Source organism: Nesterenkonia ebinurensis, assembly GCF_008711175.1.
GTDB lineage: Bacteria > Actinomycetota > Actinomycetes > Actinomycetales > Micrococcaceae > Nesterenkonia > Nesterenkonia ebinurensis.
Window position 1 is genome coordinate 79,065 of record NZ_VWNF01000047.1, and the last position, 12,300, is coordinate 91,364.

Genomic DNA, 12,300 nt, shown 5'->3' on the forward strand with positions numbered 1-12,300 from the left:
GGGGTGTTGGTCACCTATCGGGCTCGCCTCTTGAGCTTTCTGCGCTCCCGCTCGGACAGCCCGCCCCAGATGCCGAAGCGTTCATCATTGGCCAGTGCATAGTCCAGGCATTCTTGCTTGACGGTGCAGGCTCCGCAGACTTTCTTGGCGTCCCGGGTGGAGCCGCCCTTCTCCGGGAAGAAGGCCTCAGGGTCGGTCTGGGCGCAGAGCGCGTCGACCTGCCAGGCCAGCTCACCTTCGATCTGCTCGGCGGGGATCAGAGTGGGGATGCCCAGCCATACAGACTCAGAGTCCTCCTGGGCGGTGTCGGACTGGGTGCGGCGGGAAGGCGCCTCACTCAGTGCGGTCACGGTGCCCTCGGTCCTGGCCACGGCCGCCTCGGCTGCGGCCAGGAATGCGGTGGCCTGGTCCTCCAGCGCCTTACCGTGCTCCAGCTTCTCGGCGGCGGTGGGGTCGGCGGGGTCTACGAACCAGTCGTTGGGCACATTCAGGCCGCTGCTGCGCACTGGTGCCTGCTCCTGTTCGGGACTGATGTCACTCAGCCGCTGTGCCTTCCCCATAGTGTGGGCCTCCCCGGCGCTTGTTAGGCGCTTGCTTCAGTTCGTCACGGTCAATGTCTGACCCTAATTACACTGGTGTGAGTAAACATTCGTCAAGTGCGTCCGGCGAGTCGCTCAGGGTGCACCAGAGCTTCATCACACCAACGACGACGCCGTGACCAGTACCTTTTTGGGAAGGACATCTCCTCATGTGCCCGCTGAGCTTGGGAAACTCGTCAGCAAAAGTTCCCACAGAATTTACAGAACTGCTGGAGTTCTTAGGCTCCAGGCCCCAGCCGGCGGTGGTCTTCTATGCCCCAGACGGTGCTCGCATTGAGCTTTCGGGCCGAGTGCTCGGCAATTGGGCCGCCAAGCTGATCGGCTTGTTCGCTGATGAGCCGGGGCTTGCTCCTGGTGAGCAAGTGGTGCTGGACACCGCGGTGCATTGGAAGGCCGCAGCTGTGCTCCTTGCCGCCGGCACGATGGGCACAGGGGTCAGCCTGGGCGCAGAGAACGACGACGCCGTCCTGGTGATCACCGACCGGCCGGGTGAGTGGACCAGCAGCCAGACCCTGGGGGATGCCGAATTAGCTGCACTCAGCCACGGGATGCTAGACGTCTCGTTCGAGGAGGCCACCGGTGAGCAGCTGGAAGCCTGGGTACTGGACATCTCCGCAGAGGTGCGCCAGCAGCCTGATCAGCTGATGTTTCCACTGCCTTCGACTCCTCTACCAGAGACTGCTGGAACAGGAGATCCGCTGCTGGTCACCCAGTGGACCGCGGAAACCTATCCCCAGATGCTGGGCACCTGGGCGGCCGGCGGCGTCGTTGTACTGTGCGATGGTGAGCCCAGCGGTGAACTGCGCAAGCAGATCCGCCGCAACGAGGGGATTTAACGTCTAGGTTTCATCGGCGTTTTTAGGCGTGAGAGCCGGTCCTGCCTCCGGTCGAGAGCCGAACGGGGTCTCCTGACCTGGCCCGCCGGCGGGACCAGCACTGTCGGTGTAGGGCGCGGCTTGGGCTGCGGCTTTGACTGTGTCAGCGTCGCCGGTCCCGGTGAAGACCCAGAACTTATAGGCCACGAACCGGAAGACCATAGCCAGGCCCATGCCGATGATCGAGCCGGAGACGAAGGAGGCCAGCTCGCTGGTCAGGCCCAGGATGTAGTAGCTGAAGGCCACGCAGCCGGACATGATGAGCAGCCCGATCAGATTCATCAGGATGAACATCGTCAGTTCGCGCATCCGGGTGCGGGTGCGCTGGTGCCGGAAGGTCCAGTAGCGGTTGCCCAGCCAGGAGAAGACGGTGGCCACGGCCACCGAGATGGCCTTGGACTTCACGTGGGAGTCATCCATGGGCCCGGTGATCAGCCAGATGAAGATGGCGGAGTCAATCACGAAAGCCACCGCGCCCACAGTGCCGAATCTGGCCAGTTCCCGCCACAGCAGGCGGAACAGGCCCACTCCGCGGTCCCACAAGGATTTGATCACCGGGCGATGTTACCAGTGTTGGTGGTGCGCTTTCCGCCGGCATGCTCGGCTTCGCCTCGCACCTCACCCAGCGGAACAGTCACCATTGGTGCTGGCGGCCTGCTCCAGGATGCCGGTCTCGCCGCGCTGCTGGGCCTCGATGAGGTACACCTCGGTCAGCGGCGAGCCGTCGGGCTGGGTGAGCTCAACCGGGTCTGCGGTCTCCTGCTCCCCGGGCTCGTCCTCCGCCACGGCCTCATCGGTATGCTCCGGGGTGGGACCGGGCGGCGCGCCCTCCGGGTCAACGGCCTCCTCCGGGGAGTCGGGCTCGGTCTGGGCCTCGGGCTCCTCGGCGGTCGGGGCCTCGTCGTGATCTCCCTCATTGGCCATCAGTTCATCCAGCCGGGCATAAATCTGGTCGAAATCCGGGTAGGTGGAGAACAGCTCCCCAGCGGTGCCGAAATCGGGCGCGCCCAAGGTCAGCCGCTGCGGAGTGTGCTGCTGGGCGTCCGCAGCAAGATCAAGCAGGCTGCCCAGCTGAGCCTGAGGCAGGTCAGTCTCCACGATGTTCTCCCCGGCCCCCATGATTTCGGTGAACCGGGTGAGCAGTGTCTGCGGGGTGAACTGCCCGATCATCGCCTGCTGAACACACTGCTGGCGCTGGATGCGGTTGAAGTCGTTGCTGTAGTCGCGGGAACGGGCAAAGGAAAGAGCATCCGTTCCGTCCAGCTCCAGAGTGCCAGGCTCGAACCAGCGATTACCCCATTGGTTGGTCTCCGGGTGGCGGCCCCGGTAGGGCACCCAACCGCCCGACTCCACGGTGATCCCGCCCATCGCGTCAATGAGCTCGGAGAACCCGCCCATATCCACCATCACATAGCCGTGGATGGCCAGGTCCAGGGTACCGGAGGCGGCGTCCATCATGGCGGCCGCACCGGGATCCTGGGCCTCCGGATAGAGGTGGCTGTAACTGTTGTGCACCTCGGTGTAGAGGAAGTTGATGATGCACTCATTGCCGCAGTTGTAGCCGTTGGGGTAGATATCCCGCATCGGGGAGCCTTCGGCGAACTGGGCGTTCTGGAAGTTGCGCGGGATGGAGACGATGATGGTCTCGGAGGTGGCCTGGTTGACCGAGACCACGTGGATGGAGTCCGGGCGCAGGCCCTCCCGGCCCTCGCCCGCATCGGCGCCCAGCAGCAGGAAGTTGTAGCGGCCATCCTCAGCCTCCACCGCTGAGCCTGCTCCGAAGATTCCGGCCAGGGCGTGCCGGGCGTCGTTGAGCATATGGGCGGCATAGGCCAGTCCGCCTGAGGTCAGCGTGGTGAACAGGATCAGCAGCACCGCGATGATTGGTTTGAAACCGGGTGCCAGCTGGCCGAAGCGGATGAGCCGAAAGGTGTCCAGCCACAGGATCAGCCAGCCGATCGCCAGGGCGACCAGGATGATGGAGCCGGCCCACATGATGAACGGCTGGGTCAGGGCGGTCAGCAGCACTGAGCGCATGGTGAAGTACATGGTGATGCCCAGCAGCAGGGTGAACCAGCAGCCCACGGTGACCGCCAGCGCCAGTCGGCCCAGGCCACGGGAGCCGGCGGCGATCTGTGCTCCACCGGGGATGAACAGGGTCAGCGCGGTGAGGATGGACGCGCGCTTGGTGCGCTCACGAGCGCTGGCGGCCCGCGGGTTGCGCAGCACATCATTCTGGCCACGGAACTCGTGATAGGTGATGGTGGGAGCGATCATCTCCGCGGACGGCAGCCCTTCATCTCAGCCGCTTCGGCGCGCAGGGCCTCTCCTTTGGCGTGGGCTTGGGCGGAAAGCTCGGCCTGAAAATCTATCAGTTGGGCACGGAGCTGCGCTGCGGCGTCGTCGTTTCCTGCCGCCAGAGTGCGTACGGCCAGCAGACCTGCGTTGCGGGCCCCACCCACCGAGACAGTGGCCACCGGCACGCCTGCGGGCATCTGCACAATCGAGAGCAGCGAATCCATCCCGTCCAGATGTTTCAGAGGCACTGGTACACCAATCACCGGAAGCGGGGTGACTGAGGCCAGCATGCCGGGCAGGTGCGCTGCTCCCCCGGCGCCGGCAATGATCACCCGCAGGCCGCGGGTGTGGGCCTGCTTGCCGTAGTCGATCATCTCGGCGGCCATCCGGTGGGCGGAGACCACGTCGGCCTCAAAGGGGATGCCGAACTCTTCCAGTGCCTCGGCGGCGGCTTTCATCACCGGCCAGTCGGAGTTGGAGCCCATCACGAGCCCGACCTGGGGCGCGGTGCCCGTCTTTGTAGCTGTCCCTGGGGCTGCGGTATCTGCGCTCATTCTTCCTCCTCGCCTTCGGTGAGGATCTGAGCCACCTCTGCGGCAGTCTGGCGGACCCGGTGCAGCCGGCTGCGGGTGGCCTCAAAACTCTCGTGGGGGTTGGTGGTCTGGGAGAGAATATTCACGTGCCCGATCTTGCGGCCGGGCTTGGGCTCCTTGCCGTAGAGGTGAATCTTGGAGACCCCGGATCGGCGCATCGCGGCGTGGACCGCAGAGTGCAGGTCCTGATTGACTCCGCCGAGCAGGTTCTTCATCACCACATAGCCGCCGGCCCCGCCAGCCACTGAGGTCGCGCCCAGGGGCAGGTTGAGCACCGCCCGCAGGTGCTGCTCGAACTGGCTGGTCACTGAGCCGTCGATGGTCCAGTGTCCGGAGTTGTGCGGACGCATGGCCAGTTCGTTGACGTAGAGTCCAGCAGGCATATCGGTGCTGGTGTCAGTCTCAGAGACTTCAAAAAGCTCCACGGCCAGCATCCCGGTGACTCCGAGCTTCTCGGCGATGGTGGTGGCAATGCGCTCGGCCTCGGCCAGATGGGCCGGTGAGGTGCGCGGAGCCGGAGCGATCACCTCATCGCAGACCCCATCGGTCTGGTTTGATTCCACCACCGGGTAGGCCGCGGTGGAGCCTGAGGCCCGGCGGGCCACCTGGGCGGAGAGTTCCCGGGTGCAGGGCACCCTCTGTTCGGCGAGCAGGCCGGTGCCAGCGTCCTTGGCGCGCTGGAACCAACTGGCGACGTCGTCAGAACCCGTGGCGGCCGCGGCGTCCTCGATGAGCATCACACCTTTGCCGTCGTAGCCGCCGCGCGGGGTTTTGAGCACCACCGGCCAGCCCACGGAGTTCCCCAAGCTGATCAGGTCATCGGGGGTGTGCACCTGCGCCCACTGCGGGTTGGGCAGGCCGAGGTCCTCCACCGCACGGCGCATGGCCAGCTTGTCCTGGGCGTAAATGAGCGCCTCGGGGGTGGGATTCATGGTGATTCCGGCTTCGGCGAGCACAGAGAGCACCTCAGCGGGGACATGCTCGTGGTCGAAGGTGATGGCGTCCAGGCCTTCAGCAAAGGCCAGCACGTCCTGAGGGCTGCGGTAGTCGCCGATAGTGGTGTGCGGGATGACCTGGGCGGCCGATGCAGTCTCGGAGCCGGCCAGCAGGTGCAGCTCGATGCCGAGCTCCACGGCGGCCGGGGCCATCATGCGGGCCAGCTGGCCGTCGCCGAGCACGCCCACCTTGGGCACAGTTCCGGACCCTTCGGCGCGTGTATGCGTCGCCGTCTCTCGGCCGGCTGCTGTGGCGCTGGCCTTCACACCTGAAGTATTCACAGTCCCCCATTATGCGCGCTGAGACTGATCACCTGCTAAAGCGCAACGCCACCAGGGACCGCACTCGGCGAATACGCAGACTCCGAGGCTACTGTGGTGAGGGCGGTCGCCAGTCGAGGAAGGAAGGATCAACCATGGCACGGTTCGTGGTGACATTCGACACCCCGGATACGTCAGTGCTGCAGGACGAGGCCCCAGGGCTGCTCAGCTCACATGGCTTCTCCACGGAGACCTACTTCCCCCGCCTGGGCATCGGCGTGGTGGAGGGGGAGTCCGGGCAGCTGGAGTCTTTCAGCACCCGATGCCGGGAGCAGAACCGCCCGATGAGCTTCGCCCCGGAGCTGACCTACTACGCCATCACTGACTCTGCTGTCAGGCAGTTTACCGACACCGCGGAACTGACCTGGGGGCTGCAGGCCATCGGGATCACCACCGCGCAGGAAGCCGGGCACGCCGGCGCCGGGGTGCGGGTGGCAGTGCTGGACACCGGCTTCGACGCTGACCACCCGGACTTCGCCACCAGGAGTGTGGTCGCAGAGTCTTTTGTGGACGGTGAGGGGCCGGCCGACGCCCATGGCCACGGAACCCACTGCATCGGCACTGCCTGCGGCCCCTGGCGGCCGGAGACCGGACCGGGGTACGGGGTGGCTTCGGAAGCTGAGATCTACTCGGGCAAGGTGCTCGGTGATGATGGATCCGGCTCGGACACTTCGATCCTGGCTGGCATCGACTGGGCTCTGCAGCACGACTGCCAGATCATCTCCATGTCGCTGGGCGCTGATGTGCCTGAGGTGCACCCGCCCTATGTGGCCGCCGGACGCCGTGCGTTGGAGAGCGGGTCGCTGATCATCGCTGCCGCCGGGAACAACGCGCAACGCAGCGCGGGCGACTACGGGTTCGTCGGGGCGCCGGCGAACAGTCCGCACATCATGGCCGTGGCGGCTGTGGACGCGCAGCTGCGCACTGCTGACTTCTCCGCCCGCTCACTCCCCGAGGAGGGAGGTGAGGTGAATCTCGCAGCTCCCGGTGTGGAGGTTCATTCCGCCTGGCCCGGCGCAGAGCGCCACCGCAGCATCAGCGGCACTTCGATGGCCACTCCCCATGTGGCAGGCATCGCCGCTCTGATCTGCGGGGTCAGTGAGCTCCGCGGGGAGGAGCTGTGGGAGCGACTGGTCGATCACGCCGCAGCGCTCGATGATGAGGCCGCCGAGGATATCGGGGCCGGGCTGGCCAGGGTTCCGGACGGGCAGGACTGACCAGGAGCGCTCAGGGGCACCGGATATGGCCGAGCAGGAATGGGTGATCACCGTGGCGGATGCTGACCTCTATCGTATCGACGAGGTGGTTGCTGAGCTGGCGGCCGCAGGACTGAAGGTCGAGCGCGTGCTGTCCGCTCTGGGCCAGGTCACCGGGCGCACAGAGCTGACGGGCCAGGCCGAGGGCTCGACCCGTCAGATGCTTGCCGCTGTCGACGGCATCGCCTCGGTCGACGTCTCCAGGCGTCACCGTCTCAGACCGCCCGACTCGGAGGTGCAGTAGGTTACTCGCCTGTGGTCCCGTCGAGGGATTCGCGGATGAGGTCGGCGTGGCCGTTGTGGCGGGCGTACTCCTCGATCATATGGATGAGGATCCAGCGCAGGGAGACCTGTCCGCCGCTGTGCATCTGACGCACCGCCAGCTGCTCCAGGCCGCCGTCAGCGAGCGCCTCCTCCAGCAGTTGGCGGGAACGGAGGACGGCGCGCTCCCACAGGTCGAACAGTTCCTCAGGGCTGTTCTCGACGGCGGAGTTCCAGTCCCAGTCCGCATCGGATCCCCAGTCCACATCTTTCCAGTACTCCGCGTCTGGGTTGCCGTGCAGAACCACAGAGAACCAGTTGTCCTCCACCAGGGCCAGGTGCTTGAGCATCCCGGCCAGGGTCATACTGCTGGGCGGCAGCGGCGTGTTCAGCTGATCACCGGTGAGTCCACTGCACTTGATGGTCAGGGTCTGCCGGTGGAACTCCAAGAAGCCGGTCAGCAGCTCCAGCTCTGTTCCGGAATGCGGGAGATGTGTTCGCTCAGGTGCCTGCGTCATGCCCCCCAACTCTATAGTGGCGGCTCGTTGGAGAGTATGCGCCAGAGGCGGATCTCCGTGAGTGCCCTGTCGCTGTCAGGGGCGAACCTGCAGGATGCCTGCAACACTCAGCCAGCCGCGATGAGCCGATCAGCGAGTTCCGTACGCTCGTAGAGGACGTATCTCCCGAATCGGCTCGTCTGGAGAAGCCCCGCACGGGCCAGAGCCCGCAGGTGCTGATTCACTGCAGCGGTCGTGACGCCCATGAACAGGGCGATCGCAGTAGACGACGTGCAGCTGATCAGCAACGGGGTCCGCCAGAATCACTTCCTCAATGCCGGAGCTCTTCCGGACCGTGCCGGAGACCGAGGACGTGAGGCACCTGAAGTTCGTCACCCGCGCCGGCATCGAGAGCTTCCAGACCACGTTCCCCGAGCTAACGTTCCACTACTGCGGCAGCACCTTCAACCGCCTACTGGAAATTGCCCGCGACAGCGTCGCCGTCCGCTTCCACGTCGAGAACATGGGCGCGGTGATCGCCCTGGACAGCCCTGCTCGGGATCAAGGGATAACATCAACGTACCGCCGATCAGACGAAACAAGAGCCTCGAGGATCTTCGAATCGTAGGTGGCCAGCACCGCGTTATGGGTGACAGCGAGATTAATGAGCTGGAAGTCTGTGACCTGGCGGAAACCGCGCACTTGGCTCAGATTGACCCGAGCTTTTCGCAGGGTTCCCGTATCCGGGAGAAACTGTACTCTGGCGTCGGTGAACAGCCCTTGCACCAAATCAACGGCCTCGGCGAAGGTGCGGTCTCCGGTAGCTGGATTCATCAGCAGACGGATAGTTCCGGATTCAGTAACAGGCGTAGTAGCGAAGCGCTCGACAGATTCCAGCCAGGCATGGGCACGGGCGTTGCCCTCGTGCTCGGGATTCAGCAGGGGCAGCAGAACGTTGACATCAGGAATGTAGAGCGTGGACACGCGAGGTCAGTAGTCGATCTCGTCCAGAGCCTCTTCGACCATCTGGTGCGTCACCTTGTGACCAGGGCGAGGTTCCATCATGGGGAATCCACGGTGACGCGCGCGGACAACCGGGTCGTCTTCGACGTCGATGGCGAACCGGGTCAGATAGGAGATGGCCTCATCCACACTTATGCCGCGTGACGCCGCATACCGGCGGGCTGCCACCAGAGTAGGCTCATCGATATCCAGCGTGGTCTTCATGACACCTAGTATACTTCCACGGCCTAAACGTCTCGAGTGCCCAACGGACCAAGGGCCTGCATCAGATCCACTGGAACCGTTCGCTGCGTGCCCATATCAGGCAGTCTATCCAGTGACTTCTCGGGGCTTGACCTGCCCTTGAAACGAGTGACCTTTTTATCAGCCCACGTCACGCTCTTCAATATCCCTACAACAGAAAAGTCGAGACGGTGACTCTCATCAGGGTGCTCGCACCTGCAAAGCACTCACCAGGAAGTTACGCGGGCCCTTGTGGAGTCCGTGATGAGCCGATCTCTAAAGATCGATGCTGTGAATACGGCGGAAAGTTCCGGGAAATAACGCCCTGACCCGGGGCGATACTCCCTACCTGGTATACGACTCCCACTTCCTCCGATGGTGCTCGGCCTCTACGATCCGCACGGTTCCGGACTTGGAGCGCATCACCATCGACTGGGTGGACACATGGTCGCCCTGATAGCGAACACCGCGCAGCAGGTCGCCATCGGTGATACCGGTAGCGGCGAAATAGCAGTTGTCGGAGGTGACCAGTTCATCGGTGGTGAGGATCTGGTCCACGTTGTGCCCGGCGTCGATGGCTTTCTGCTTCTCCTCATCATCCTTAGGCGCCAACCGGCCCTGGATGACCCCGCCGATAGCCTTGATCGCGCAGGCGGCCACGATCCCCTCCGGGGTGCCGCCGGCACCCATCAGCACATCCACCCCGGTACCGGGCCGAGCTGCGGCGATGGCCCCAGCCACATCCCCGTCCATAATGAACCGGGTGCGCGCTCCAGCGGCACGGATCTCCTCCACCAGTTTGGCGTGCCGAGGGCGGTCCAGCACACACACGTTGAGCTGATCCACGCTCTTGCCCGTGGCCTTGGCGATCAGGTGCAGGTTCTGCTTGACCGGCAACCGCAGGTCCACCATATCGGCGGCCTCCGGACCGGTCACCAGCTTGTCCATATAGAACACCGCAGAGGGGTCGAACATGGAGCCGCGTTCAGCCACTGCCAGCACGGCCAGCGCGTTGTCATAGCCCAGAGCGGTCAGCCTGGTGCCGTCAATGGGGTCTACGGCCACATCGGCCTCCGGGCCGGCGCCGTTGCCCACGTGCTCACCGTTGAACAGCATAGGGGCTTCGTCCTTCTCGCCCTCACCGATGACCACCACGCCGTTGAGGTTGACCGTGTCCAGCAGCGAGCGCATGGCATCCACCGCCGCGCCGTCGGCACCGTTCTTATCACCCTTGCCCACCCAGGCGCCACCGGCTATCGCAGCGGCCTCAGTGACCCGGACCAGTTCCAGGGCCAGGTTGCGGTCCGGTTCGTCATCGCCCACCGCCAGCCGAGGGTTCAGGTGGGAGAAGTCGTCGTCCTGGTGGGCAGTCTCTGTGGTGCCTGCGGTCATCGTCTGTGTTCACCTTCCGCTTACCGGTACGCCGCTGACCTCGTTGTCGCAGCTGGACCTCCAGCATATCGGGCACCGCATGGCGCCTGCAGCAAGCGCCAAAAGTGAGAGAATGGGCCCGTGAGTCAGCAAGCCCCCGAACGAGCCACTGAGCAGGCACCCCAGTCCGACGCTGTTCAGATCACCGAGTCCCAGGCCAAGCGGCTGCGCACCCCGCTGATGGGCATGGTCATCACTATGGTCGTACTGTGCGGGATTCTGGCGGTGATGTGGTTCGCCAACCCTGAGCCGAACACCCCCTACACCCGTGACGAGGACGTTCAAGAGGCTGCAGTCTGGACCAACAGTGTCACCGAGTACTCCCCCATCTCCCCGGAGGTCCCCGAGGGATGGACCGCCAATTACGCCCGCTGGGACACCCGCGCCGAGCACAGTGTGGACGTCTGGGAGGTCGGCTACACCACCGCCGAGGTGAACTTCGTGGGCTTCGCGCAGACCGATGAGGCGACCCCCGGCTGGGTGAACTCCGAGACCAATCTGGCTGATCCCACCGGCACCACCACCATCAGCGGCCTGGAGTTCGAGACCCGGGAGGCCGCCGGGCGCCAGTACTTTGTGCTGGAGGCGGAGAACAACACTATTGACGGCACCACGGTGGTGATCAGCAGTGACGCTGAGCCGGAGGAGCTGCAGGCCGGTCTGGATGCCATCATCGATTCCATCGGTGCCGAGCTGCCTGACCCGGTAGGGGACGACGACGCAGAGTGGATGGAGATCACCGAGGATCCGGAGAGTGCCGATGAGTGAGGAAGCCCATAAGCAACCAACCCCGGCAGAGGCCTGGCAGCTGTTGAAAGAGGGCAACCAGCGCTTTGTCAGCGGGGAGGTCCGCCATCCGAATCAGAATGCGGCCCGCCGCTCCTCACTGACTGAGTCCCAGCACCCGATGGCGGCGATCTTCGGCTGTTCTGACTCCCGGCTGGCCGCCGAGATCATCTTCGACGTGGGCCTCGGCGACGTGTTCGTGGTCCGCACTGCCGGACAGGTGATCGACGATGCGGTGATGGGTTCCCTGGAGTTCAGCGTGGATGTGCTGAAGGTCCCGCTGATCGTTGTGCTCGGGCACGACTCCTGCGGAGCGGTGCAGGCTGCGGTCCGCTCGGCTGAGACCGGTGAGCTGCCCGGCGGCTATGTGCGTGACCTGGTGGAGCGGATCTTCCCCTCTGTGCTTGCGGCCAACCGGGCCGGCGCGCTGAGCATCAACGAGACCGTGGAGGAGCACGTCAAGCAGACCGCTGAACGGATGACCAGCCACTCCCGGGTGCTCTTCGATGCAGTGGACGCCGGCCGTACCGCGGTGGTCGGGGTGACCTACCGGCTGGCCGAAGGTGCTACAGATGTGGTCTCCAAGATCGGAGCGCTGGAGAGCTGACGTGTTCTCTCTGATCGGTCAGCTGCTCACCTCCGGATCTGCCGCACAGATCGTGGCCGCAGTACTGCTGTTAGCCGGCGGGGCAGCCTTCGCAGTATGCGGCACTGCTCTGGCGTTCATCGACCTCAACCAGCACCGGCTGCCCAACCGGATCATCTACCCCTGGGCAGGGTGCACCTTCGGACTGCTGGTGCTGGTGACCTTTCTGCTCACCGATATCGCCGCCCTGGGCCGAGCGGTGACCGCAGGGCTTTCCTGGGGCCTGCTGTTCCTGATGGTCCGGCTGCTCCACCCGCCCTCACTCGGCATGGGAGATGTGAAATTAGCCGTGGTGCTGGGCATGTACACCGGGTTTATCAGCTGGGAGACGTTCGCCGGCGGGGTCGTACTCTCCTTCCTGCTCGGCGGACTGGTCTCACTCTGGCTGCTGCTGACCCGCCGCGCCACCAGCACCAGCCGGATCGCCTTCGGCCCGTTCCTGATCCTCGGTGCGGCCGGGGCGCTGATCCTCAGCTGAGACGGTAGTGTGGCAAGAG

General features: G+C 64.7%; 16 protein-coding genes. 7 read left to right on the forward strand and 9 right to left on the reverse strand.

Annotation, left to right across the window (positions count from 1 at the left end; translation table 11 throughout):
• Positions 1 to 14: 14 nt before the first annotated feature.
• On the reverse strand, positions 15 to 560 hold the full coding sequence (locus F0311_RS18835) for a WhiB family transcriptional regulator (protein WP_150462707.1): 546 nt from the start codon (positions 558 to 560) through the stop codon (positions 15 to 17).
• Positions 561 to 763: 203 nt separating this feature from the next.
• On the opposite strand from F0311_RS18835, the gene F0311_RS14760 reads away from it, so the two are divergent.
• Positions 764 to 1,435, forward strand: coding sequence for a TIGR03089 family protein (locus F0311_RS14760; RefSeq protein ID WP_191089957.1), 672 nt, complete (start codon positions 764 to 766; stop codon positions 1,433 to 1,435).
• Positions 1,436 to 1,438: 3 nt separating this feature from the next.
• Here F0311_RS14760 and F0311_RS14765 read toward each other — a convergent pair whose 3' ends face one another.
• From F0311_RS14765 to F0311_RS14780, 4 genes are all read right to left on the reverse strand, one after another.
• The gene (locus F0311_RS14765) at positions 1,439 to 2,029 is read right to left on the reverse strand and encodes a GtrA family protein (RefSeq protein ID WP_150462709.1); all 591 of its coding nucleotides are present in this window, start codon (positions 2,027 to 2,029) and stop codon (positions 1,439 to 1,441) included.
• Positions 2,030 to 2,092: 63 nt separating this feature from the next.
• Entirely contained in the window at positions 2,093 to 3,751 is a 1,659-nt protein-coding gene (locus F0311_RS14770) for an LCP family glycopolymer transferase (RefSeq protein ID WP_150462710.1), read from the reverse strand.
• Positions 3,748 to 4,326 carry a 5-(carboxyamino)imidazole ribonucleotide mutase gene (gene purE / locus F0311_RS14775; RefSeq protein WP_150462711.1) on the reverse strand — a complete coding sequence of 193 codons (579 nt, stop codon included), beginning with the start codon at positions 4,324 to 4,326 and terminating at the stop codon, positions 3,748 to 3,750. The genes F0311_RS14770 and purE overlap by 4 nt, the downstream gene beginning before the upstream one ends.
• The gene (locus F0311_RS14780; protein WP_223881393.1) at positions 4,323 to 5,642 is read right to left on the reverse strand and encodes a 5-(carboxyamino)imidazole ribonucleotide synthase; all 1,320 of its coding nucleotides are present in this window, start codon (positions 5,640 to 5,642) and stop codon (positions 4,323 to 4,325) included. The genes purE and F0311_RS14780 overlap by 4 nt, the downstream gene beginning before the upstream one ends.
• Positions 5,643 to 5,776: 134 nt before the next feature.
• Here F0311_RS14780 and F0311_RS14785 point away from each other — a divergent pair, with 134 nt between their 5' ends.
• Together F0311_RS14785 and F0311_RS14790 are read left to right on the forward strand one after the other, a co-directional pair.
• Positions 5,777 to 6,898: a S8 family serine peptidase gene (locus F0311_RS14785; protein WP_223881394.1), complete on the forward strand. Its 1,122-nt coding sequence runs from the start codon at positions 5,777 to 5,779 to the stop codon at positions 6,896 to 6,898.
• A gap of 25 nt (positions 6,899 to 6,923) precedes the next feature.
• Positions 6,924 to 7,181, forward strand: a complete 258-nt coding sequence (locus tag F0311_RS14790; protein WP_150462713.1) for a hypothetical protein — start codon at positions 6,924 to 6,926, stop codon at positions 7,179 to 7,181.
• Position 7,182: 1 nt separating this feature from the next.
• Here the strand turns inward: F0311_RS14790 and F0311_RS14795 are convergent, their stop codons facing one another.
• Complete coding sequence (locus F0311_RS14795; protein ID WP_150462714.1) at positions 7,183 to 7,716, reverse strand: DinB family protein; 534 nt, start codon at positions 7,714 to 7,716, stop codon at positions 7,183 to 7,185.
• 313 nt (positions 7,717 to 8,029) lie between these two features.
• Here F0311_RS14795 and F0311_RS14800 point away from each other — a divergent pair, with 313 nt between their 5' ends.
• On the forward strand, positions 8,030 to 8,323 hold the full coding sequence (locus F0311_RS14800) for a hypothetical protein (protein ID WP_150462715.1): 294 nt from the start codon (positions 8,030 to 8,032) through the stop codon (positions 8,321 to 8,323).
• On the opposite strand, the gene F0311_RS14805 is transcribed toward F0311_RS14800, so the two are convergent.
• The 3 genes from F0311_RS14805 to glpX all read right to left on the reverse strand — a co-directional run bounded on the left by F0311_RS14805 (position 8,257) and on the right by glpX (position 10,332).
• Entirely contained in the window at positions 8,257 to 8,679 is a 423-nt protein-coding gene (locus tag F0311_RS14805) for a PIN domain-containing protein (RefSeq protein ID WP_150462716.1), read from the reverse strand. The two genes, F0311_RS14800 and F0311_RS14805, sit on opposite strands and share 67 nt — an antisense overlap.
• A 6-nt stretch (positions 8,680 to 8,685) precedes the next feature.
• Entirely contained in the window at positions 8,686 to 8,922 is a 237-nt protein-coding gene (locus tag F0311_RS14810; protein WP_150462717.1) for a hypothetical protein, read from the reverse strand.
• 363 nt (positions 8,923 to 9,285) lie between these two features.
• Positions 9,286 to 10,332 carry a class II fructose-bisphosphatase gene (glpX, locus tag F0311_RS14815; protein ID WP_150462718.1) on the reverse strand — a complete coding sequence of 349 codons (1,047 nt, stop codon included), beginning with the start codon at positions 10,330 to 10,332 and terminating at the stop codon, positions 9,286 to 9,288.
• Positions 10,333 to 10,452: 120 nt separating this feature from the next.
• Between glpX and F0311_RS14820 the strand changes: the two genes are divergently transcribed.
• From F0311_RS14820 to F0311_RS14830, 3 genes are read left to right on the forward strand one after another with little or no spacing between them, the layout of a single operon-like run.
• Positions 10,453 to 11,139 (forward strand): DUF4245 domain-containing protein, encoded by a 687-nt coding sequence (locus F0311_RS14820; RefSeq protein ID WP_150462719.1) that lies wholly within the window; start codon positions 10,453 to 10,455, stop codon positions 11,137 to 11,139.
• Positions 11,132 to 11,764 carry a carbonic anhydrase gene (locus tag F0311_RS14825; RefSeq protein ID WP_150462720.1) on the forward strand — a complete coding sequence of 211 codons (633 nt, stop codon included), beginning with the start codon at positions 11,132 to 11,134 and terminating at the stop codon, positions 11,762 to 11,764. Before F0311_RS14820 ends, F0311_RS14825 begins: the two co-directional genes overlap by 8 nt.
• Before the next feature lies 1 nt (position 11,765).
• Positions 11,766 to 12,281 carry a prepilin peptidase gene (locus F0311_RS14830; protein WP_191089958.1) on the forward strand — a complete coding sequence of 172 codons (516 nt, stop codon included), beginning with the start codon at positions 11,766 to 11,768 and terminating at the stop codon, positions 12,279 to 12,281.
• Positions 12,282 to 12,300 lie beyond the last annotated feature (19 nt).

Excerpts from the sequence above, each read along its gene's own strand:
- F0311_RS14825 (WP_150462720.1), top strand. The coding sequence starts at position 11,132 with ATGAGTGAGGAAGCCCATAAGCAACCAACCCCGGCAGAGGCCTGGCAG.
- F0311_RS14790 (WP_150462713.1), top strand. The coding sequence starts at position 6,924 with ATGGCCGAGCAGGAATGGGTGATCACCGTGGCGGATGCTGACCTCTAT.
- F0311_RS14795 (WP_150462714.1), bottom strand. The coding sequence starts at position 7,716 with ATGACGCAGGCACCTGAGCGAACACATCTCCCGCATTCCGGAACAGAG.
- F0311_RS14770 (WP_150462710.1), bottom strand. The coding sequence starts at position 3,751 with ATGATCGCTCCCACCATCACCTATCACGAGTTCCGTGGCCAGAATGAT.
- F0311_RS14810 (WP_150462717.1), bottom strand. The coding sequence starts at position 8,922 with ATGAAGACCACGCTGGATATCGATGAGCCTACTCTGGTGGCAGCCCGC.
- glpX (WP_150462718.1), bottom strand. The coding sequence starts at position 10,332 with ATGACCGCAGGCACCACAGAGACTGCCCACCAGGACGACGACTTCTCC.
- F0311_RS14785 (WP_223881394.1), top strand. The coding sequence starts at position 5,777 with ATGGCACGGTTCGTGGTGACATTCGACACCCCGGATACGTCAGTGCTG.
- purE (WP_150462711.1), bottom strand. The coding sequence starts at position 4,326 with ATGAGCGCAGATACCGCAGCCCCAGGGACAGCTACAAAGACGGGCACC.
- F0311_RS14800 (WP_150462715.1), top strand. The coding sequence starts at position 8,030 with ATGCCGGAGCTCTTCCGGACCGTGCCGGAGACCGAGGACGTGAGGCAC.
- F0311_RS18835 (WP_150462707.1), bottom strand. The coding sequence starts at position 560 with ATGGGGAAGGCACAGCGGCTGAGTGACATCAGTCCCGAACAGGAGCAG.